Annotated in this window: 13 protein-coding genes and 2 pseudogenes; 8 read left to right on the top strand and 7 right to left on the bottom strand. The window is 59.7% G+C overall.

Features of this window, described 5'->3' with window-relative positions:
- Nucleotides 1-88: 88 nt before the first annotated feature.
- Together AAE484_RS06820 and AAE484_RS06815 are read left to right on the top strand one after the other, a co-directional pair.
- On the top strand, nucleotides 89-1,141 hold the full coding sequence (locus AAE484_RS06820) for a glycosyltransferase family 4 protein (RefSeq protein ID WP_341937608.1): 1,053 nt from the start codon (nucleotides 89-91) through the stop codon (nucleotides 1,139-1,141).
- A complete protein-coding gene (locus AAE484_RS06815) occupies nucleotides 1,138-1,944 on the top strand; it encodes a class I SAM-dependent methyltransferase (RefSeq protein ID WP_341937607.1) in 807 nt (268 codons plus the stop codon). Before AAE484_RS06820 ends, AAE484_RS06815 begins: the two co-directional genes overlap by 4 nt.
- 46 nt (nucleotides 1,945-1,990) lie before the next feature.
- Here the strand turns inward: AAE484_RS06815 and AAE484_RS06810 are convergent.
- Nucleotides 1,991-3,325, bottom strand: a pseudogene (locus tag AAE484_RS06810) (endo-1,4-beta-xylanase); the annotation flags it as partial.
- 24 nt (nucleotides 3,326-3,349) lie between these two features.
- A pseudogene (locus tag AAE484_RS17460) lies at nucleotides 3,350-3,652 on the bottom strand (cellulose binding domain-containing protein); the annotation flags it as partial.
- Nucleotides 3,653-4,134: 482 nt separating this feature from the next.
- Here AAE484_RS17460 and AAE484_RS06805 point away from each other — a divergent pair.
- Together AAE484_RS06805 and AAE484_RS06800 are read left to right on the top strand one after the other, a co-directional pair.
- Entirely contained in the window at nucleotides 4,135-4,968 is an 834-nt protein-coding gene (locus AAE484_RS06805) for a 3-keto-disaccharide hydrolase (protein ID WP_341937605.1), read from the top strand.
- 128 nt (nucleotides 4,969-5,096) lie between these two features.
- Nucleotides 5,097-6,656 (top strand): cation:proton antiporter family protein, encoded by a 1,560-nt coding sequence (locus AAE484_RS06800; protein WP_341937604.1) that lies wholly within the window; start codon nucleotides 5,097-5,099, stop codon nucleotides 6,654-6,656.
- Between the two features lie 34 nt (nucleotides 6,657-6,690).
- Here AAE484_RS06800 and AAE484_RS06795 read toward each other — a convergent pair whose 3' ends face one another.
- The 3 genes from AAE484_RS06795 to AAE484_RS06785 form a co-directional block, all read right to left on the bottom strand.
- Nucleotides 6,691-7,398 (bottom strand): glutamine amidotransferase-related protein, encoded by a 708-nt coding sequence (locus AAE484_RS06795; RefSeq protein ID WP_341937603.1) that lies wholly within the window; start codon nucleotides 7,396-7,398, stop codon nucleotides 6,691-6,693.
- A 22-nt stretch (nucleotides 7,399-7,420) separates the two neighbouring features.
- On the bottom strand, nucleotides 7,421-8,392 hold the full coding sequence (locus AAE484_RS06790) for an HPP family protein (protein WP_341937602.1): 972 nt from the start codon (nucleotides 8,390-8,392) through the stop codon (nucleotides 7,421-7,423).
- A 331-nt stretch (nucleotides 8,393-8,723) separates the two neighbouring features.
- On the bottom strand, nucleotides 8,724-9,908 hold the full coding sequence (locus AAE484_RS06785; RefSeq protein WP_341937601.1) for an endonuclease/exonuclease/phosphatase family protein: 1,185 nt from the start codon (nucleotides 9,906-9,908) through the stop codon (nucleotides 8,724-8,726).
- Between the two features lie 230 nt (nucleotides 9,909-10,138).
- On the opposite strand from AAE484_RS06785, the gene AAE484_RS06780 reads away from it, so the two are divergent.
- From AAE484_RS06780 to AAE484_RS06770, 3 genes are read left to right on the top strand one after another with little or no spacing between them, the layout of a single operon-like run.
- Nucleotides 10,139-11,506 (top strand): diguanylate cyclase domain-containing protein, encoded by a 1,368-nt coding sequence (locus AAE484_RS06780; RefSeq protein ID WP_341937600.1) that lies wholly within the window; start codon nucleotides 10,139-10,141, stop codon nucleotides 11,504-11,506.
- A gap of 40 nt (nucleotides 11,507-11,546) precedes the next feature.
- Complete coding sequence (locus AAE484_RS06775) at nucleotides 11,547-13,853, top strand: catalase (RefSeq protein WP_341937599.1); 2,307 nt, start codon at nucleotides 11,547-11,549, stop codon at nucleotides 13,851-13,853.
- A gap of 8 nt (nucleotides 13,854-13,861) precedes the next feature.
- Complete coding sequence (locus tag AAE484_RS06770; RefSeq protein ID WP_341937598.1) at nucleotides 13,862-15,073, top strand: NAD(P)/FAD-dependent oxidoreductase; 1,212 nt, start codon at nucleotides 13,862-13,864, stop codon at nucleotides 15,071-15,073.
- 15 nt (nucleotides 15,074-15,088) lie between these two features.
- Here AAE484_RS06770 and AAE484_RS06765 read toward each other — a convergent pair whose 3' ends face one another.
- On the bottom strand, nucleotides 15,089-18,625 hold the full coding sequence (locus AAE484_RS06765) for a DUF7133 domain-containing protein (protein ID WP_341937597.1): 3,537 nt from the start codon (nucleotides 18,623-18,625) through the stop codon (nucleotides 15,089-15,091).
- A gap of 140 nt (nucleotides 18,626-18,765) precedes the next feature.
- On the opposite strand from AAE484_RS06765, the gene trhA reads away from it, so the two are divergent.
- Nucleotides 18,766-19,422 carry a PAQR family membrane homeostasis protein TrhA gene (gene trhA, locus AAE484_RS06760; RefSeq protein WP_341937596.1) on the top strand — a complete coding sequence of 219 codons (657 nt, stop codon included), beginning with the start codon at nucleotides 18,766-18,768 and terminating at the stop codon, nucleotides 19,420-19,422.
- 14 nt (nucleotides 19,423-19,436) lie between these two features.
- On the opposite strand, the gene AAE484_RS06755 is transcribed toward trhA, so the two are convergent.
- Nucleotides 19,437-21,758, bottom strand: coding sequence for a sialidase family protein (locus tag AAE484_RS06755; protein ID WP_341937595.1), 2,322 nt, complete (start codon nucleotides 21,756-21,758; stop codon nucleotides 19,437-19,439).
- Nucleotides 21,759-21,808: the final 50 nt, after the last annotated feature.

Genomic DNA, 21,808 nt, shown 5'->3' with positions numbered 1-21,808 from the left:
CAGATATCAGCCGGGACGGTATTTAACCCTTTACGACCTCTGACCGGGAACGGATCAGATAGCCGTTGAACCCCATGATGGATGAAGCATGACCGTCGACTCCCTGTATTTTGTTTACCCCGGACAACTGGAGACGCTGACCGGGGGTTATCAGTATGACCGCCGCCTGATCCGGGAGCTGTGTCAGTTGGGCGTGGGGGTTGAAACCATCGCGCTATCCGCACAGTTCCCTTTCCCCGATGCTCACGCTCTGAAGGAGGCGCACCGGGCCCTGGCCGCTATGCCGGATGGCGCGGTGGTGATCATCGACGGGCTGGCCTTCGGCACCCTCGATGAGCTGGCCGAAGCGGAACAACAGCGGTTGCGGCTCATTGCCCTGTGTCACCACCCGCTGGCGCTGGAGTCGGGACTGGACCCCGCTCGACAGCAGCGTTTTCAGGCCTCGGAGCAGCGGGCACTGCAGGCGGCCCGGGCGGTGATTGTCACCAGTGAGTTTACCCGCCGGATTCTGAGTGCGCAGTTCGCCGTGCCTTCTGATCAAGTGGTGGTAGCGCCACCCGGCACCGACTCGGTTCCCTTTGCCCCCTGCGAAGGCAATCCGCTGCGCCTGCTGACCGTGGCGTCCCTGACCCGGCGCAAGGCCCATGATGTACTGATTGATGCCCTGGCGCCCCTGGCCGATTTACCCTGGCAGGCGCGCTTTGTGGGCGGTCGCGACTTTGACCCGGTCTGGAGCGAGCAATTGCAGCAGCAAGTGAACCGGCGGCAATTGCAGAAGCGTATTGTCTTTGCCGGCGAGATGAAAGAACTTGAAACGGAATTCCACAACGCCGATCTGTTTGTGCTGCCCTCGCGTTTTGAAGGCTACGGTATGGTGTTTGCCGAAGCCCTGGCCGCCGGTTTACCGATAGTTGCCGCGCGTGCCGGGGCGGTGCCCGATGTGGTGCCCGAGTCGGCCGGCCTGCTGGTGCCACCCGATGACACCGAGGCGTTGACGGCGGCACTGCACAGTCTGCTGACCCGTGAGGATTTGCGCCGTCAGCTTCAGGCCGGCGCCCGGAGCGCGGCGGCCCGCCTGCCGACCTGGAGCGATACGGCTGAACATGTGGCACGCTTGATTGAGGACGTAAAACTGGCATGAGTGGTTTCAGTATCGATTGGCTCAACCTGCGTGAAGACGCGGACCGGCGCGCGCGGGACCAGGCCCTGCGCGAGCGGGCGCTGCGGTGGCTGGCCGAAGAGAGCTCTTCAGACCAAGAGCCGGTCGTGGTCGATCTGGGGGCGGGTACGGGGTCCACCCTGCGAGCACTCTCCACTCAGGTGCCCCTGAGCTGGCGACTGGTGGACAACGATAAAACGCTGCTTACCGAAGCCCAACGCCGCCATGGCCGCACACAAAACGTTGAAACCTGCCTCGCCGACCTGGCCGATGTTGAAACCCTGCCATTGGATGGAGTGCGACTGGTCACGGCCTCGGCCCTGTTCGACCTGGTGTCCGCCAACTTTATCGAGGCGCTGGCAAAAGAATTGAAAACCCGCGGCCGGCAAAACCCGGTCGGTCTCTACACTGCCCTGAACTACGACGGCACAACCCACTGGACGCCCGCACATCCGCTGGATGAGGTTGTTCTGCAGGCGTTCAATCGGGACCAGCGTAAAGACAAGGGCTTTGGCCCGGCGCTAGGGCCGGATGCCGGAAGCGCGATAGCCAGAGTGTTTAGCGAAGCGGGCTTTGAGGTTCACTCGGCCACCAGCCCCTGGGTGCTGGAGGGTGCCGACCAACACATGGTGAGTGCGCTGATCACCGGCATTGCCGGTGCGGTTTCCGACAGTCCCGAAATCGATAGCCAAGCATTGAAGGATTGGGTCCGCTTTCGGCACTCAAACGTGCAAACCGGCACCTGTACCGTTGGGCACATCGACCTGCTGGCATTGCCAGTTTAGTGTTGCCGGGAGAAATCCCTTTCTCCCGGAAAGTCCGGTTAAACGCTTAGCGGTTCAGATATTCCATCAACCACTGCATGGCCGGGCGCTGCTGACCATCGCTGGTCATCAGGCCGGTCCCTTCGCGCCAGGTGGCGCCGACGACGTAGCCCCAGAGGGTAATGCCGACCACATCGGGGTGGTTGTAGAAAAGCGGAAAGTGCGTCTGCATGTACTCGAGCTGCAGCTGATCATCGGACTCCTGGATGTCATACTCGGAAATGTACATCGGCAGACCCAGTTCAGCGATCTGATCCAGCTTGTCCGAGATTTCCTGCTCGGTCCAGACCCGTGGGTTGTAAAGGCCGTGCGCCTGCAGGCCCAGCGCATCCACATAACCGGATTCCACGGCGGGGCGGATCATGTCAATGATGGCATCCGTATCCCAGGTCATGAAGTTGTAGTCGTTGTAGATGAGAACCGCACTGGGGCAATGCTCGCGCGCCAGACGGAAAGACTCGATGATCCAGTCGCTGCCATAGGCACTCTCCGCATAATTGGCCGGAGCATGAGAGGGCAACGCCTCGTTCACCACGTCAATCATCTCGGTATCCGGGTAGCGCTCGCAGTAGTCGCTGATCCACTCTTCGATTTCCGCGCGCTGCTCGGACGCGCTCAAGTTGTCGATCCAATTCGGGCGCTGGCTGCCCCACACCAGTACGTGAGCTTTGACCGGAATGTCGTTGGCGCGGGCGTAGTCGTAGATGTCATCCAGCGGGCCCCAGTTGTACTGGTCGCGTGTGCCCTCAACCGAGCCCCACTTGCCTTCGTTCTCCGGGGTGATCTGATCCCAGTACTGGGTAAAGTCAGAACGGACCTGACCGTTGGTGGTGATGTTGCCCACGTGGAAGGGAGGGAAGTCCGGGTTACCCGGGTTCGTCGGAGTGCTGCTGGAGCTCGAAGAACTGCTGGAGCTTGACGAAGAGCTTGAAGACGAGCTGCCGTCGAACGGATTGCCAAAGCCGATGGAACCATTACAGTGCAGCATCTCGGAGTAAGACCCGGCACCACACTCGCCATCCCAGGCACCGGTATTGTCCTGCTGGTCTTCGGCCTGGTAGGTCGTGCCGTTGACCATCACGTAGTCGACCTGCACATCGCGGTCACCCGAATCGTTGGTGAAGGCCACACGAAGCTCACCGGTCGCATCAGTCTCAACGCTGTAATCCAGCATGCCGACGCTCAGCGTCCAGGTCTCTATGGTCTGGCCACCGATTTCCAGGCTGACGCTTTCATCTCCGGTCACCCCACTCATGCGAACAGTGACGCTGTTCTCGCCACCGGGCGATGCGCTGCTGGAACTGCTCGAGCTGCTGGAGCTTTCCGCGCTGGAACTGCTGCCGGTTTCACCGCCGCCGTCGACGTCCAGTGAGGCGATTTCGGCGGTGTTGCTGCCACTGGCGCAAAAGCCAAAGCTGGTACTGCTGCCCGCCGCGACGGTCGCATTGTGTGCCGCGGGTGTCACCGAATCTCCGCTCAGGTTGCCGTTCCAGAGGTTATCGATGCTGCTGCCGTTAAGGTCCAGGCCCACGGTCCAGCCGGTGATGGCTTCATCGCCATTATTGGCGATGCTGACGCTGGCACAGTAGCCTGAGCCCCATTGGTTATTGACCTCAAGCGTGGCTTCTCCGGAACCCGAAGTGATTGCCTGGGCTGCCTGAGTGGACATGAGTACCGCTGCCGCTAATATCAGATTTTTTCTTAGTCGCTTTGTCATTTTCGAACTCCTGTTTCAAGTCATTATTGGCATGTGGAGTATTGCTGATGAACGCAATGAAACGCCTATCAACCGACGGAGGTTCGACACAAAAAAATAAAGTGAATAGCGCTACTGATTATTTATTAGAACGGGTTATGAAGCACCATTTTCCGTCTCGCCGATCTGTAGACGTCGTCCGGAGTTAACTACCGCCCAGAGTTATTGTCAATTTGAATTTAAGTGAGTGGCGCCTGGTTTTCTTTTTATTTACCCGGTTTGCGTAACGCATCACGAATCGACCCGACCGGTCCACTTCGGCCAGATTTTCTTCAGTGACTCACCACCCGACCACACGCGACCCATCATTTTTATATAAGAACTTTGTTTTTATTGGGAAAATTTGGCATCATGACTGCAAGTCACAATAAACCATAAATTCGAGAGGCAACCCTATGCGTTGGACCCAACATCTTCTATCAATCGGCCTGGCGGCGGCGGTCATCACCGGCTGCAACTCCCAACCCGGCCCCGACCATAACGCCGATCAGGAAGAGTGGGTCGAACTGTTCAACGGTGAGGACCTGGACGACTGGATCATCAAGATCGCGGGCCATCCGCCCGGTGAAAACGCGCTGAACACGTTCAGACTGGAAGACGGCAAGATCGTGGTCAGCTATGACCAATACGATGAACTCGACGGCCGCTGGGGCCATATTTTCTACAAAGAGCCCTTCTCCCATTACCGCATCGAAGTGGAATACCGATTTGTGGGTGAGCAGGTCGCCGGCGCGCCCGAGTGGGCCATTCGCAATAACGGCATCATGTACCACGCCCAGTCGCCCCATCAGATGGAGCTGGATCAGGGCTACCCGGCCTGCATGGAAGTGCAGCTGCTCGGCGGCAACGGCGAAGACGAGCGTCCCACCTCCAACCTGGTGACTCCGGGTACCCATGCGGTTTATGAAGGTGAGCTGCGCGAAGACCATATTATCGAGTCCACCAGCGAGACCTATCACGGCAACCAGTGGGTGACCGCCGAGGTGGAAGTGCACGGCAATGAGCTGGCGATTCATCGCGTGGAAGGCGAGGAAGTCATTCGCTACAGCGGCATGCAGCTGGACGATGGTACGCCGCTGCACGAGGGCTATATAGCGCTGCAGGCTGAAAGTGCGCCGATTGAATTCCGCTCGGTGCGTCTGCTGAACCTGGAAGGCTGCATGGATGAGAGCGCCAGCAACTACAAGTCCTATTTTGTCGCGCACGACCCGGACGCCTGCACTGACTGATGAGCGGCGGGGCAGCCGCCTCGCCACCACTTTCCTGCCTGAGCCGCGACCCGATACCGGGTCGCGGCTTTTTTATTGGCCTTGGTTGGATATACTAGGGGCCTGTCGTTTCACCTACGGAGCTTTTCATGCTGGAGGCCGTCTGGATCGCGTTTGCCTTTACCCTGGGATTTCTGGTCAACCGGATGGGCCTGCCCAACCTGATCGGCTACCTGGCCGCCGGGTTTGCCATCAGTGCCGTTGCCCCGGCACTGGGCCTCCCCGAGGAGAATGGCGAGATACTGGATCACATTGCCCACCTGGGCGTGCTGTTGTTGCTGTTTACCGTTGGCCTGAAACTGCGCCTGCGCAACCTGGTGCGCCCGGAGGTGATCGGCGGCGGCCTGATGCATTTCACCGTCTCCTGCCTGGTGCTCGCCCCGGCGTTTTACCTGTTCATGGACGTGTCCCTGTACACGGCCGGCATGCTGGCCGTGGCTCTGGCCTTTTCCAGCACTGTGCTGGCGGCCAAGGTGCTCGACAGCAAGCGCGAATTGCGCGCCTTTCACGGCCGGGTGGCCATCGGCATTCTGATTGTGCAGGACCTGATTGCTCTGGTGGTGATGGCCTTTGCCAACGGTGAAACTCCCTCCTGGTGGGCACTGCTGATATTCGGCCTGCCGCTGCTGCGCCCGGTGTTCAACCGACTGCTCGATATGAGCGGCCACGATGAGTTGCTGATGCTGCTGGGTCTGCTGCTGGCACTGGCGGTGGGTGGCCAGGGGTTCGAGTCGGTGGGGCTCAGTTCCGAGCTGGGCGCGCTGGCCTTTGGTGCCCTGTTGGCCAATCACCCCCGGGCGACCGAACTGTCCAACTCGCTGTGGAGCGTAAAGGAACTGTTTCTGGTGGGCTTCTTCCTGCAGATCGGTATGGAGGGACTGCCTGACACCAACATGCTGATTTTTGCCGCGATCATGACGCTGGTGTTGCCGCTCAAGGGGCTGATGTTCTTTTTCCTGCTACTGGCCTTCAAGCTGCGCGCCCGCAGCGCTTTTCTCACCGGGCTGAGCCTGAGCAACTACAGCGAGTTCGGTCTGATTGTGGCCAGTGTGGCGCTGCCCGAGTGGCTGGTACCGATTGCCATCACGCTGGCGTTTTCCTTTGTGATCTCGGCGCCGCTCAACCACATCGCCCACCCGCTCTACGAAAAGCTGGCCAACCGCCTGCAGAAATGGGAGCGCGACAGCTGGCACCCGGATGAGCAGCCGATTTCCCTGGGCGATGCCGAAGTCGTGGTGATGGGTATGGGCCGCACCGGCGCCGCTGCCTACGAGCGGCTGCAGAAGCAGGGATACAAACTGATTGCCCTGGATTCGGACCCCGGCAAGGTGGACAAGCACCTGGCCGCCGGTCGCAACATTCTGTTTGCCGACGCGGAGGACCAGGCCTTCTGGCAGGGGCTGGACATGACCCAGATCAAGGCGGTGGTGCTGAGCATGAGCGACCCCGAAGCGAAGATCATCTCCGCCAAAAAGCTGCGTGCCAATGGCTTTAAAGGCTATATCGTCTCCCACAGCCTGTACGAGGACGAGGCCAACCGTATTGATAACGCGGGAGCCAACCGCACCTACCTGACCATGAACGAGGCGGGCACCAGCCTGGCAGAACACATCTGTCAGTACATGCAGACCGGAAGGGCCGACCACTGAAAAAGGCCGACCAATGAAAAGGGCCGAGCACTGATCAGGCCAGGGCCTGCTCCAGAAACCGGCGCATCCACCGGCCAACCCGCTCGCCCTGGTGAGGCAACGAAAAGCTCTGCCGGACCTCGGCGGCCAGCTTCGGCGGCAGTTCATCTTTGCGGTATTCAAACAGCGCCCGAGCGTAGTCCACACTGAATTCCGGGTGGCCCTGGATGGCCAGCACCCGGCCGGAAATGTAAAACGCCGCATTCGGGCAGAAATCATTGCTGAGCAGGCGCTCAGCCTCCGGCGGCAGGCGGGTCACCTGATCGCGGTGGCTGACAATCAGCGAGACCGGCGCCGCATCATCCACAAAGGACGGCGTCGCCAACAGCGAATAGGACATCACCCCCATGCCCCAGCCGCCGCCCGCACGGCCGGCCTCTCCGCCCAGCGCGTGCGCCAGCAACTGGTGACCGAAACAGATGCCGATCATCGGCCTGCCCGCCTGAAACAGCGTTTGCGCATACTCACGCAACCGACGAACCCAGGGCTCATCGGAAAAGGCGTCGTATTGACTGCCGGTCATCAGAAAAGCGTCGTACTGATCCATGCTCGGCGGGTAGTAGCCGTCGATGACTTTAAAGATCGTCATCTCCCAATCCGGCTGTTGACGCTCAAACAGGGCCTCAAACATGCGGCCGTAGCTGTGGTACTTCGGCTGCAGTGCCTCTCTGAGAATATCAGCATCCAAAATGGCCAAACGCATTCACATACCTCCGGGTCGCGGTTCAGTTGCCTCCCAGCTTAACCCAGCGACCGCCAGATTCCACCACTTCAAAACGCGCCCACTGCCGAAACTCCTCCCGCTGGCAGATACCCGTCTCATAGGCATTCAAGCCGGCAACGTTTTTATAGATCACCCGATCCTTGTGTTGCTCGGCGGCGTCAGCGGCGTCAATCACCTGCCTGACGCACCAGTGATGGCCCAACTCTCCGTTGCTGTAGCAACGACCGGCTTCGATTCGCTGTGGATGCTCAATCTGTTGCTCGGCGTGCTCGCGCGCCAGTTGTGTCAGCTCCACCAGCTCTTCGGTGGTGATATCCACATAGGAGTTCAGCTGTGTCATGGCGGCCGCCAGATCTTCCTGACTCAAGGTAATGGAACCCGCTCTGGGTGGCCCATGCTTCTGGCGATCCTGACGACGGCTCCAGTGGGCCGGGTAGCGGCGCCAGGCAAAACAGCTGTTGAATACGATTGCCATGGCCACAAGCGTGACCGCATTCAGGGCCACTGGCGTGATCATGTAGTGGTAACCGGCGGAATGCACACTGGCGCCGCCGATGACCGCCACCAGCGCCGTGGCGCCCCCGGGAGGGTGGATGCAGCGCAGATAATGCATGGCCGCCACCGACAGCCCCACAGCCAGGGCCGGCGTCCAGAGGGAGCCGGGAAACAGCTTCTGGCAGCTGACCCCGACGGCAGCGGACACCAGATGCCCCCCAATGACCGCCCAGGGCTGCGACAGGGCGCCGTGAGGTACGGCGAACAGCAGTACCGCCGAAGCGCCCATGGAGGCGAGCATCAATAAGGCACCGACATCTTCCAGGTACCAGTGGGAAAAGCCATACACCGCGAGGATACCGGCGAAGGCTCCCAGTGCGGAGAGCACCTTCTCACTGTGGCGGGTGGTATTGCGTTCAATGCCGAGATAGGCGCGAATTTCACGCCAGATAGCTCGCGGGATAGATCGTTCAGACACCAATTTGGCCTCACGCACCAAAAAAGTGCACATAATACCATTAGCCGGGTCATCCTGCGCCCACCTCGAAAAGACGGCTGTTAAACAACATTGAGTGCGCCACCGTACAGACCGGGGGTCACCGATAGTCCAGTATGGATCTTAATGAGGCGAAGGACTGGCCTAAACAGGGAGTTACATAAAGCGCCTCATGGACAGTGGCGCAAATAAATTTTTGAACTCTGTGAAGGAGAATGCACCATGAGAAATATCGTTTATATCGTCGGTCTTATTGTGATTGTTCTGATCGTTCTTTCCTTCCTGGGTTTACGCTAGAGAAAGCGGGGCGGACTCACCCCTTGTCCGTCCCCTCTTCAATGGCTTCTTCCGACTCCTCCTCATCTCCCGCATCGCGTTCAAGCTCTTCGCTCTGCACCAGAGCACTGGGATCAAAATCGAGAACCACGAGCATGGGGAAGTGATCCGAGCCGATGGCCGGCAGTCGGCGCAACTCGACAAAGCGAAAGTGCCCGGATGCAAATACATGATCCAGCGGGTAGCGCATGATCGGATTTTTCGCATTGAACGAGTTGTAAAGACCGCGGCCTATGCGCGGGTCGATAAATCCCCCAATCCGCTGAAAGAGACCCGTGCTGTGCGACCAGGCAACGTCGTTGAAATCGCCCCCCACTATGACCGGCTTATTTGTATTCTTCGCCACCTCCTTCGCAACCAGCTGTAGCTCAGCATCGCGTACATCTGAATCCTCGCGCTCCCCCGCTTGCGTTTTCTCATTTTCATCGTCCCCATGACTGGCGTTTTGCGGGTTAGTGCTCCCCGCCTCCGAGGCTTCACGCTTAAGGCCTGGCGGCCGGGGATGCACCCCATAGAGAGTTATCTCCTGCCCGGACCGCAATTGAAGCTTGACCCGAAACGAGGGAATCTTCGACTGTACCAGGAAGCGGATCTCGGGATCTATCAGTTCGAACCGGGAATAGAGCAGCATTCCGTATTTGTTCTCCTGCGGTGCGAACAGAGTGTGCGGATAGTCCGCTTCCAGGCCCTCGAGCTGCTCCAGCCACCAATGCGTCGGCTCACTCAACAGAATGACATCGGGGTTGGTACTGCGGATGAGACGGCGCAATGCCTCCACTTCCCGGTTGTCATGCAGCACATTGAAGATAAGCAGCGAGACACGGTTGTCGTCATTCTCTGCGAGGCTTTCCTGCATCTGCGTGGGGTACAGCGGTGTGTAGGGTGCGATGAAATACAACTGCAAGCCCAGCGCCAGAGCCAGTGCCCCCGCCAGCATGTAACCCGAGAGCCTCAGACCGGACTGGAAGTATAGCCAGCCGTAGCCTGCCAGTGTCACCACAATCAACACAGCGATCTGGATGCGAGGAAAATCAAAGATACGAATCCACCAGGCGTTGCCGGGAAGCTGCGCAATAAGGGTGGCGAAGACCAGGACTGAAGACAAGACGGCCAGGAGAAGACGGCAGACGATCGCCGTTGTGCTGTTCGAAATACTGGGCATAGGGTGAGCCGTAACAGTGAGCCAAAACGGCCGTAAATACACCGAGCCTCGATGCGTGCTCCTTTGTGGTCAGGTACTCCAGTCATGGTATGAAATGAAAGTAACGCCCGTCCGTTCGCTAGCGTACCGACTGGGAACGCTCTCGGGTTGAAGAATGGAAGCCATGAACCCTCTTGCGAGGCCTCCGCCTCGCCTGAACCTTTGTGCTCCTAAGAACCAGGGAAATGCCAATGAATTTGAGGTTAGCTGACTATATTCGTGAGAAGATCGAGCCGATTCTCCAGGATTGGGAAGATTTTGCCCATACCCTCTTCCACGGCGAGCATATGGACAAGACCGGGCTGCGCGACCACGCCAGGGTCATGCTTATGGAGATTGCTGACGATCTCGATTCAAACCAGAGTGACGCCAAACAGACCGCCAAGCCGAAAGGCGAGGAGCCAAAGAGTGGCGTCGAGACCTGGGCGGAGGTGCACGGAGGCGACCGACAGAGCAGCGGCTTCAGCATCGTGGAAACCGTCTCCGAGTTTCGGGCTCTGCGGGCCAGCGTGGTGTCACACTGGCGTCAGACCCACCCGGCACTGTCCGGGGAACAGCTGGAAGACCTGACCCGGTTCCACGAGGCGATCGACCAGGCGGTGGCCGAATCACTCGAGAAGTATGCCTCCGTGAAAGAGATGGAAACCCGTCTGTTTGGCGCCATTCTGGTCGCCTCGCCCGACCCGATTTATGTGCTCGATCTCAAAGGCCGGTTTGTGTATGTCAACAAGGCCACGGCCGAGCTTTTTGCTCTGGAGCCCGAGGAAATAATCGGAAAATCCACCTTTGATCTGGGCTTCCCCTTCGCGGCGGACTTTCAGCGGAACCTCGACAAGGTCATTGCTGAGCAATCCACCCACCGCGGCCGATTCGTGCACACCTTTTCTTCTGGCGAAGGTGAACGGTTCGACTACCTTCTTGCCCCCGTGTTGGATGAAAACCAGAATGCCGAAGCAACGGTGTGCATATCCCGGGATGTGACCCAACAAGCTCTTGCCGAAGAAAAAATATGGCACAACGCCCACCACGATTTCCTGACGGGTTTACCGAATCGAAGGCTCTTCCTGGATCGTCTTGAGCAGGAGGTGAAACACGCCAACCGCAGCAACCTGCCGCTTTCAGTACTTTATATGGATCTTGATGGCTTCAAGATCGTCAATGATTCACTCGGCCACGAAGCGGGAGATCAGTTACTTACCGATGCGGCAAAGCGCCTGACCGACTGTGTTCGAGAGGAGGATACCGTGGCCCGACTGGGCGGCGATGAGTTTACTGTAATTGTCGCCGGCGCCAAGCACCGTGAGGATCTTGAGCTGGTAGCGCAAGCTATTATCGGCGCCCTCGAGCGGCCTTTTCCTCTCCCGCATCAGCCCGTCCAGATTTCCGTCAGTGTTGGAATCGCGAGCTACCCCAAAGACGCGAACTCGCCTTCCGCCCTTCTGGTGGCTGCCGATCAGGCCATGTATCAAGCCAAGAAATCCGGCTCAAACCGGATGTGTTTTTTCGACAGATCCCTCAATAACGAAGAACCGTCACCCCAGCGCCGGCGCGCTGAGTGACTGAAGCCGCTTCTATTAACGCTCAACAGGGAACCAATCCATGAAAAACCGAAAAGTCACTCCGGACACACAAGCTGAAGATACCAACGCGCTGGTGGAAAAGATCACGTACAACGCCAACAAAGCTCTGGAACATGGCCATGATAACGCGCTATCACCCCCCCAGGGAGTGACCGCCGAGCCGCCGACCACGGCGGCCACCGCGAGCACTATCAATGAGACCAATGCTTCCGACAAAACCGGGGGCGCCGCCGATCCAGGTAACAATGCGACCATTGGTACTCTCGACCGGGTGCGGTCCGACCCCAGTGGGCAGCGGATGACCACCAATCAGGGGGTGCCCGTCGCCGATAACCAGAACTCCCTGAAGGCCGGTCTGCGCGGGCCCGCGCTCCTGGAAGATTTTATCTTGCGCGAGAAAATCACTCACTTCGATCATGAACGTATACCGGAGCGAATTGTCCATGCGCGCGGCTCGGCAGCGCACGGTTTTTTTGAGGCCTATGAAGACCTGAGTGAATTGACCCGCGCGGCACCCTTCTCTGAAAAGGGAAAAGTCACACCGGTATTCACACGCTTCTCTACCGTGGCCGGCGAGCGTGGCTCGGTGGATACCGCACGGGACATTCGCGGCTTCGCCGTCAAGTTCTATACCGATGAGGGCAACTGGGACCTGGTAGGCAACAATATCCCGGTGTTCTTTATCCAGGACGCGATGAAGTTTCCCGATCTTGTTCACGCCGTCAAACCCGAGCCACACCACGGTATGCCCCAGGCCGGCTCGGCGCACAATACCTTCTGGGACTTTGTCTCGCTGATGCCCGAATCCACGCACACTCTGATGTGGACCATGTCAGACCGCGGCATTCCTCGCAGTTATCGGATGATGCAGGGCTTTGGTGTGCATACCTTCCGACTCGTCAACGCCCAGGGGAGCTCGCATTTTGTGAAGTTTCATTGGACCCCCAAGCTGGGGACCCATTCTCTGGTATGGGAGGAGGCGACCAAGATTCAGGGCGCCGACAACGATTTTCACCGGCGCGACCTCTGGGATGCGATTGAGGCTGGAGAGTATCCCGAATGGGAGCTGGGACTGCAGATCTTCACCGAAGAGGAGGCCGACGCTTTCAGTTTTGATGTGCTCGATGCCACCAAGATTGTGCCGGAAGAGCTGGTGCCGGTTCGCCCGGTGGGCCGGATGGTGCTCAATCGCAACCCGGACAACTTTTTTGCCGAAACCGAGCAGGTGGCATTCTGCACCGCCCATGTGGTCCCGGGCATCGATTTCACCAACGATCCGTTGCTGGCCGGGCGAATCCACTCTTATGTGGATACTCAGATATCTCGCCTGGGCGGACCCAATTTCCATGAGATCCCCATCAACTCACCCATTGCGCCGGTTCACAACAACCAGCGCGACGGCATGCACCGCCAGGCCGTGCATCGGGGGCCGGTCGCGTACGAGCCCAACTCGCTTGGCGGGGGCTGTCCCTTCCAGACCGGAGAGATGGGCTTCATGTCCTTTCCCGAGCGCATCAGCGACGACAAGGTGCGGGGCAAACCGGAGAAGTTCGCCGATCACTATACCCAGGCCACCCTCTTCTGGGAGAGCCAGACGGAGTGGGAGAAGGAACACCTTGTGGGCGGCTTCCGGTTCGAGTTATCAAAAGTGACCGTCCCTGCCATTCGCGAGCGTATGTTGTCCTCCCTGGTAAACGTATCGAAGGAATTGGCAACAGAGGTGGCTAAAGGCCTGGGGCTCGCAGTCCCCAAAGCCATGCCCAAAGCGCTCAGCAAGAAGGTGAAACCCGAAGTCACCCGCTCACCGGCCCTGTCGCTCACGGCACGACCGGGCGATGGCGGCATCCGTACACGGAAGGTGGCGATTTTGCTCGCCGATGGAATTGACGGCGGCGCCATCACCCGCCTGAAAACCCTCCTGACAGAGTCCGGGGCGATACCGGTGCTACTCGGCCCACAGCTGGGGACGGTCACATTGGGTAAAGGGTCAGCCAAAGCGCCGGGGAAAAAGGAGCCGCTGGAAGCCAAGGCGACCCTGGAGAATTCACCCGACGTGTTGTTCGATGGCCTGATATTGCCGGACGGCGATACGGGTGTGGCAGCGCTGGCCGCTCAAAAACAGACCAACGAGTTCATCGTCAACCAGTACAATCATGGCAAAACGATTCTGGCCATGGGGGCATCAAGCCAGCTGCTTGATGCGGCGGGAGTGGAGAGTTCAGCCGATGGCGTTTTCCTGGCCGAGAGTAAGGAGGTGGACGCGATCGGAGCGGAGTTTATTGCCGCGCTGGGGCAACACCGCCATCCGTTGCGTCGCGGCGCGTAACCCAGAACATGGACCTGAAAAGCGGTTATCCCTTCTGGGCCATAAAGAACGGACTTATGTGTGAGTTCCCCCAACTCAAAGCGGATATAGACTGTGATGTGGTTGTGGTGGGTGGAGGCATTACCGGCGCGCTGATTGCCGACGAGCTGGGCAAGAACGGCCTTGAGGTCGTGGTCGTCGAGCAACGAGACATAGGCTGGGGCAGCTCTGCCGCAAGCACTGCGTTATTGCAGTACGAGATTGACACGCACATGGTCGACCTGGCCAGTATGTATGGTGAAGCCAACGCGGTGCTGGCCTACCGATCCTGTGCAGAGGCGATTACGGATCTGCGGGATCTTTCCCAGGAGGTGGGTGATGTGGATTTCGATATGCAGGAGAGCCTTTACTATGCCAGCGCGCCCACCGATGAGGCCACACTGCGCGAGGAGTACCAGCTGCGCATCAAACACGAATTTGACGCGCAGTGGCTCGACTCCGACCACCTGCAGGAGCAGTTCGGGATCAAAGCTCCATGCGGGATTCTGACCAAGCTGGCAGCACGCATTGACCCCTACCGGATGGCCTCCAAGCTGCTACTTCGGCTGGCGGAGCGCGGCGGCCGGGTGTTCGACCGCACGGTTATTCATACCATAGAACCCTCTGATCAGGACGTCACCCTGTGCACGCAAGAAGGCTTCCGGATAAAAACACAACAGGTGGTAATGGCCGCGGGCTACGCGTCACAGCGGTGGTTAAGACAGCCGGTGGCAACAAACCGGAGTAGCTACGCGTTTATTACCGACCCCCTGGAGAAATCGGACCTGGGTAAGCTGGCGTCGACCATGGTATGGGAGTCCGCCAGGCCTTATCTTTATATGCGTACCACAGGAAATGGCCGACTGCTGGTGGGAGGCGATGACGACGACGTAGACATTCCCGCGCGCCGGGATAAACGGGTTGGAAGCAAGGCGAAAGGCCTGTGCCGTAAGGTCAAAAAACTTTTCCCCGACCTGCCGCTGCGCCCGGCGTTTTCCTGGGGCGGGACCTTTGCTGAAACCAGGGACGGACTACCCTTTTTTGGCCCACACCCGCAATATGGCCCGCGCGTGCAGTTCGCCCTGGCGTACGGCGGTAACGGCATCAGCTACAGTATGCTGGGCGCGGGGTTGCTGAGAGCGAATATCGAAGGCCGGCCGCATCCCCTGGCGGAGTTGTTTGGATTTTCACGCGCAGGGTAACGGCCAGCCTGACAATCAGTGCCCTTCGGACTCCTCTTCGGTCGGCAGGGTGGCGAGGTAGGCCACAATGTCGCGCAGCTGCTTGCGGTTGAGCATGGCCCCCATTGGCGGCATACCCGAGCCTGAGTACTCACGCTTGACCACCTCGGCCTTGGCCACCTCTACCGGCTGATCATCAGCGACAATGGTGAGCGAGTCCTGCGTTTCCTTTTCAAAGAATCCACTGACCGTTTCGCCCCCCTCCAGGGTCACGGTGATCCGGCCGTGACCGGCGGGAATGCGCGCGCCCGGATCCACGAGTGCCTCAAGCAGCTGCGTTCCATCCAGTTCGTCGCCGATGTTGGTCAGGTCCGGGCCCACTCGGGCGCCGCGCTTTCCGACCATATGGCAGCGAATGCACTGAGCAGTGCTGTCGTAGCGGAACAGCCGCATACCGGCTTCGGGATCGCCACCGCGCAGCGCTTCGCGGTACTTCTCCAGAGGCTGACCAGAGGCCTTGTCCGCCTCGTAAGCGGCCAGTGCCTCCTGTAGACGTTCATTGTCAGTGGCCTGTACCGCCTCGATCACATCCAACTGCACTTCGGCAGGCAATTCGCCGGCTCGCAGTGCTTCGAGCGACTCTCCCAGCAGTTCATGGGCGCTGGCATGATCGACATTGGCGAGTGAGCGGTAAGCAGCCTGCTGCTCGTCTACCGTTCCTTTTTCCAGCAGTACCCGGTGCATTTCCACCACCTCTTTGGTGGGCAGTTCCAGCTCGGGCAGGAGCGCCAGAGCCGCCAGCCTGACATCGGAGTCGGCGTCATTGGTGGCGGTCATTGCCGCCCGACTCATGTTTTCGTAGTCGAGCTCATACAGCGCCTGCAGCGCCGCCGCTCTGACCTGCGCACTGGCATCCCGCTCCAGGGTTGTTACCAGCGATTCCATGCTCGATTGCATGTCCAGGTAGGCGAAGGCCTTGACCGCCGCCGCCCGCACCTCGGCGCTGTCGTCCGCCAGGAGGGCGTCGGCATTGGCATCGAGACGACCGGTGACCTGCTCGGCCGGATGACTCACCGCGCCCCGGTGGCGACCGGTCACGCGGTCAAATTCAGACGAGTCCGTCCATACCGAGAGCGTATTCAATGCTTCCGCCCTGAGCGGGCCCTTCGCCTCGGAGCCCAGCACAAACTGGAGCAGCCGCTCGGCCGAGGCATCGCCACCGACATAGAGGTTGGCATTGATCAGGCGGCGCAGCAGCGGCTCGTTATCAAACCCGGTGCTGCCCAACATCTGCGCCAGCGCGGGAAACGCTTCCTCGACAAAGTGATCGTCACTGATACCGCGCGCCGCGTTGGTCACGATGAACTCACTGTCATCATCCAGGAAGCGCTCAAGCGCCGGGCTCTGCAGGCGCGCCAGGGCCACCACAGCCGCGATGCGCACGGCCCGGGAGTCATGCTCATCCAGTTCGGCCAGGGCGGCCGCATCGTCGATGCGCGCCAGGGCTGTGGCGCCGGCGTGGCGAAGATAGACGTCCTCGTCGTTGTTGGCTTCGAGCATGGCGATGATCGCGGGTTGATCCTCCGCATTGCCGATCCGGCCCAGGGCCTGAGCCGCAAACAACTGCACGCGCAGGCTCTCATCCTCCAGTAGAGGCAGGAGGCTCTCGCGCGCCTCGGCGAAGGCGACATCCCCAAAAATTCTGGCCGACTGGGCACGAATTTCGGGATCCTCATCGTCCAGCAGGCCGGCATCCAGCAAAGGAACAAGAACCAGCGCCTGCGAGGACTTCTGGCGCGACAGCTGGCCCAGGCCCCAGATGGCATGAATCCGCGCCAGTTGATGATCGCTGTTTTCGGCCACATCCAGCAGCACCGAGTGCGCGTCCCGCCTTACCAGGGCGAACTGGGCCCGCTGACGGACGCGTCGGTCGGCGTGGGACAAGTGTTCGGTCAGTGCGTCGACATCGAGCGCTTCGAAATCGGCTTGCAGCAATTCCTGAGTATCGGCTCTGAGTGCCTGATCCGCGCCATCGGTCACATCCATCGTCCAGATACGGCCTTCGCCGTTGGTGCCCCAGCCCTCAATCCAGTCGCTCATGTAAAGCGCACCTTCCGGGCCAAAATCCAGGCCCGTAGCCTGAACGCCGCGAAACACATTCTGATCGCTCGCCAACTCAAAAGAGGCGCCTTTGGGCTCCAGGGTAAACGCATTGATCCCCGAGCGGGCCGCCGAGCCGACGAACTCCACCACAAAAAAGTGGTTCTGCCAGCGCTCGCTCAGGGCCGTGCCGGGGTTGTAGACCATGCCGGTGGGGCCGGCATGGTAAGGAGCAATGGGGGGCAGGATGTGGGCGGACTGGTCCTCGAACCGGGGCGTGAAATAGTCCTCGTCCATCCAGACCTTGTAGTCGTTGTTCTTCGGGTCAGTGTATTTGCCGAGCTGCCAGTTATAGCGCCAGCCACTATCGGAGCCATCGATGAGATATACCACCCGCTCGTACTCGCCGTCATGATCACCATCGTTGTCCACAGTGACCAGGTTGCCGTACTGGTCGAAGTCAAATTCGTGGGTGTTGCGCAGGCCCCGCGCAAAGACTTCAAAATTGCTGCCATCGGGTTCACTGCGCACAATGACGCCCTGATTGGGATAGGCGTGCTCATTGCCTTCCAGATCGGTAATGTGGCCGCCTACATCGCCAATGGAATAGTAGATGCGACCATCCGGCCCCAGCTCGACGCCGGACATGCCGTGTCCACTGAACCCGATGTGTACCCCGAAGCCGTCGGAAATCGGGGTTTTTGTATCGGCGCGCGAGTCGCCATCGGTATCGGCCACGCGCCAGGCGTTGGGCGCGACCGCGACAAACAACTCTTCCAGTTCGTTGTGGTAATAGATGCCGCCGAGCACATCGGTAATTTCGCTGTTGAAATCCTTCAGAAACAACTGGCTCTGGTCGGCACGGCCATTCCCATCGGTATCTTCCAGCAACACGACTTCTTCTTTCACCACGGCCAGATCGCGCCAATCGCGCGAGCCGTCCCCGTTGCGATCCTCGAGCCACTCATTCTGCTCACTGCGCTCCGGCGCCAATTCGGTCCTGAGAAAATCGCGGCGGTCTTCCGGTGTTTTGAAAGCGGTCACTTGGGGCGTCCACCGGGAATAGCCGCGAATATCGAATTCCGAGTTGTTGCTACGGTTGGTCACCGCCGCCCAGACCCGGCCCTGAAAGTCGACGCTGATGGCGACCGGATCGCCCAGCAACTTTTCGGGTGCCCACAGATCAACGGTCAGGCCCTCGGCCGGGACCAGGTTGACCTGGCTTTTCACTCTTTGGCTGAGCGACGCCTGCTCGTCCTGTTCAAGCCGGATGATTTCGGAGTCTTCGTCACTGAGGGGGGCTACGGCCCTGTCGCTGGCACCACTACGCGCTTCTGCCGAGCTCTGGCCCGGGTCGGCCTGATTGGTATCGCTGTTGTCCTCTGGCGCACAGGCGGCAAGGGCCAATACCAGTGCCGGGGCCAGACTCAGGGGTATCCATAAACGACCGAAGGTGTTCTCTCGCTGCTTCATAATTATGTTTGTCTCTTTGGCTCGGCCCGGAAACGGGCCATCTTCTTGTTTATTTGACCGGAACGCTATTGTAGAGTGGTTCTCGACCACTTTCCATGCCAAAAGGCCTCGCCCCCGCGACGGCCAACAACGGAGTTTTCATGGGTGAAAATGCCACTTTTAAGGATCGAATTCAGACCACGGGAGAGGAGACGGCCAACACCGTCAGCCACCTCGTCGGTCTGATAGCGGCCGTTGGTGCCACACCGTTCATGATCCAGCGCGCCGTGCGCTTGGGCGACCCCGCTTTTGTGGTGGGTGTGAGTATTTTCTGTGCCACCATGATCGCCCTGTACCTGTCTTCCTCCGTGTACCACACCCTTCCTCCGGGGCGGGCCAAACGGGTGTGCAAAATCATTGACCACTCGGCCATCTACCTGCTGATAGCGGGTACTTACACCCCCTTTACGCTGGGCGCGCTCAGCGGCACCTGGGGCTGGACCCTGTTCGGGGTCATCTGGGGGCTGGCGGCCCTGGGCATTTTGCTGAAGGCGTTGAGAAAACTGCGTCACCCAGCGGTGTCGACCAGCCTTTACCTTTTGATGGGCTGGCTGGTGCTGGTGGCGCTACACCCGCTCTCCCGGGAGGTGCCCAGCGCCGGCATCGCCTGGCTCTCGGCCGGCGGCGCCGCCTACTCCCTGGGCGTGGTGTTTTTTGTGCTGGACAAGAGAGTGAAGTTTGCCCACTTTGTGTGGCACCTGTTCGTCCTGGCCGGAACGATGTTCCACTTTATCTCGGTATTCGGTTACGCCCACTGACGCTCCGGTCGCGGTCACTTCGACAGGGGAATTTCTCCGTACTGATTCATGCCCGAGCCACCGTCGGCGCCGCCGTCGTAGACATAACCGTAGGCTGCTTCTCCGTCCTTCTCCTTCATCAACGCGCCGCGCACCCACTGTACCTGTTCGTCGGCCACCAGCAGTCGGGCTTCGCTCCAGTCACCCCCGTCTTGGCGCGCCGCGTGGAACAGGCGGCCGGTGTCCTGCTCAATAAACAGGACCTGAATACTGTTGCCATAGGCAATGGCATCGGCTCCGGTCTGGTCGGAGTCCACCGCATTCTGTGCGACCGGGCGGTCCGACGCCTGGACAGGGTCGGACCAGGCTCCCTCCGCTGTCACCCGACGTTCCAGCAGCCGGCCGGAGGCGGAGCGGTAAATCAGACTCACTGTGTCCGTTTCGGGCCGATAGACCAGAGGCAGAATCGAACCGATATCTACGCTGTCGGTAGCCAGGTTCGACGCGAATTTTTCCCGCTCGGTCATGTCACCGTTGGGCAGAAGGCGACGATACCAAGCGCTGCCGTCATCCCCCGTGTAGGCCAGGTGAACCACATCGTCTTTGCCTCTCACCAGAGTAGGGCCCGACAGGTTGGGACCCACATCGGCGTCGACCACCGTCTCGTCGCTCCACTCGCCTTCGGGCGAACGCACCCGGGTGTGAATTTTCTCCGGGCCACCGTAAACGGCTACGATGCTGCCATCGGAACGGACGGCGAGGTCCGCGACCTGAGTCGGCGGCTCTACCGGAGAGGCCAGGCGCTCGTCCTGAATGGCCCAGGTATCGGGTTGCCCTGGATGATCGGAGGTGCGAAACACGTGATACCAGACATCGTTTGAAGTCTGATGCAGCATATGAATCCTGTCATCCACCAGTACCGAGGCGAAGCCTTCCAGATCGCCGGTTTTGGGGCGATGCTCGCCGTCCACCTCTTCCCAGCTTTTGCCGCCGTCCGGGGACTTGACGGTCATCAGGGCGTTCCAGGTTTCGGCCGGCTCCATCAGGAAATAGAGATCACCGTTGCTGGCTTGCCAGGGTCCGACGCGCATGGGGGTTTCCACGAAAACACCTCCCAGGTGTCCTTCGGCCACGTCCAGCGTCACGGACGCCGGGGCATCGGAGGCCAGAGGCGTGCCGCCCTCATCCACCAGCCGGTACTCAAAATGGTCACCGGCTTCGTTGAGCGCGGCTTCATCCGAAAAGCGGCGAATCACGACGGGAAACTCCCACTCGCTGTGACCGCGGTCGGCGGACCACGCCGGCGTTGTATCCACGAAACTGATTCCGGCTCCGCCGGTGAAAGGTTGTTCGGATAGAGCCAACAGATCTTCCGTTGGGGCGCCATGCTCAAAGGAGGCGCTGGCCATGATGCTGGTACGCGGAGAGCGAGGTGTGCCCTCCTCCACCAGTGCTTGTACGTCGAGCTGGTGGCCCTTGGGCACGTGAAGCCCGACCACGGAGGCGGGAATCAGCTGTTTGAGATCTTCGGTCAGTACCAACGCCTCATCATCGTATTCTACGATCAGCTCCTGTCCTTCCATGATCAGTTTCAGCTCGAACCACTGACCCTGCTTTACATCAAACGGGTGGGTAACGACGATCGATTCGCGACCATCACTGACGCGAACGATCTGCACGGCCTCGCCTACCTGAAGGTCCACGCGCAGATAATTTTCGGCATTCTCGTAGCCAAACACTACGCCGGCACTGGTGTCCGATTCCGGCAGACGCAGATCAACCGCGAATTCCAATGGCTGCCAGTGGGTTTCGTAGCGACCCAGCGCCAGCAGAGGTTCACCCCGGGCCTGAAGTTGAAGATGGCCGCCACCGGCTTTCTGCCAGGTGATCGAAGAGAGATCACCACTGACGACCTGCCAGAATTCGTCCATCGATCCGTCGGGGCGGGTTTCGAAATTGAGCTCATGCTCTTTTGCCGGTTGCGGAAAGTTCTCTGCGCCCAGGGGTTCCCAGATACCGTTGTTCCTGCGCACTTCAAGTTGGTAGCGGCGGCCGGTGTCTTGCGCCTGGTTGCCTTCCACTTGAGCGGCTTCCACTTCAAACCTAATCCGGAAGGGTTCGTCAGCCAGAACCGTCGCCGACTCGTTGGTGTCGCTTGCCCAGCCGGCATCGTCATTCAGAGGCGCCTCGAAATCCGAGCGCACCCGGAAGGCCGTCTGCCGATCCACATCGGCGCTGGCGGCTTTCTGCCCCTGGTCCGGATCGGATTCGCTGCAGCCGATCAACAGGAGTGCGCTGAGCATACCGGTCAGTAGCTTTCGGGGAGCGCGGTGTGGACGGGCAAAAGCGTCAGTCATCTGTGCAAGCGTCATGGTTCACCTTGTGAAGTGGATTCGTTTGTTTCCGT

Origin of the sequence: Marinimicrobium sp. C2-29, assembly GCF_038419845.1 — a bacterium.
Taxonomy (GTDB): Bacteria; Pseudomonadota; Gammaproteobacteria; order Pseudomonadales; family Cellvibrionaceae; genus Marinimicrobium.
Note: the sequence above shows the minus strand (reverse complement) of the source record. Positions and strands in the feature narration are given on the sequence as shown.

What these genes read in the sequence shown, in the direction of transcription:
- trhA (WP_341937596.1), top strand. Translation starts at nt 18,766, where the DNA reads ATGGGTGAAAATGCCACTTTTAAGGATCGAATTCAGACCACGGGAGAG.
- AAE484_RS06770 (WP_341937598.1), top strand. Translation starts at nt 13,862, where the DNA reads ATGGACCTGAAAAGCGGTTATCCCTTCTGGGCCATAAAGAACGGACTT.
- AAE484_RS06765 (WP_341937597.1), bottom strand. Translation starts at nt 18,625, where the DNA reads ATGAAGCAGCGAGAGAACACCTTCGGTCGTTTATGGATACCCCTGAGT.
- AAE484_RS06820 (WP_341937608.1), top strand. Translation starts at nt 89, where the DNA reads ATGACCGTCGACTCCCTGTATTTTGTTTACCCCGGACAACTGGAGACG.
- AAE484_RS06780 (WP_341937600.1), top strand. Translation starts at nt 10,139, where the DNA reads ATGAATTTGAGGTTAGCTGACTATATTCGTGAGAAGATCGAGCCGATT.
- AAE484_RS06755 (WP_341937595.1), bottom strand. Translation starts at nt 21,758, where the DNA reads ATGACTGACGCTTTTGCCCGTCCACACCGCGCTCCCCGAAAGCTACTG.
- AAE484_RS06800 (WP_341937604.1), top strand. Translation starts at nt 5,097, where the DNA reads ATGCTGGAGGCCGTCTGGATCGCGTTTGCCTTTACCCTGGGATTTCTG.
- AAE484_RS06815 (WP_341937607.1), top strand. Translation starts at nt 1,138, where the DNA reads ATGAGTGGTTTCAGTATCGATTGGCTCAACCTGCGTGAAGACGCGGAC.
- AAE484_RS06775 (WP_341937599.1), top strand. Translation starts at nt 11,547, where the DNA reads ATGAAAAACCGAAAAGTCACTCCGGACACACAAGCTGAAGATACCAAC.
- AAE484_RS06785 (WP_341937601.1), bottom strand. Translation starts at nt 9,908, where the DNA reads ATGCCCAGTATTTCGAACAGCACAACGGCGATCGTCTGCCGTCTTCTC.
- AAE484_RS06795 (WP_341937603.1), bottom strand. Translation starts at nt 7,398, where the DNA reads ATGCGTTTGGCCATTTTGGATGCTGATATTCTCAGAGAGGCACTGCAG.
- AAE484_RS06805 (WP_341937605.1), top strand. Translation starts at nt 4,135, where the DNA reads ATGCGTTGGACCCAACATCTTCTATCAATCGGCCTGGCGGCGGCGGTC.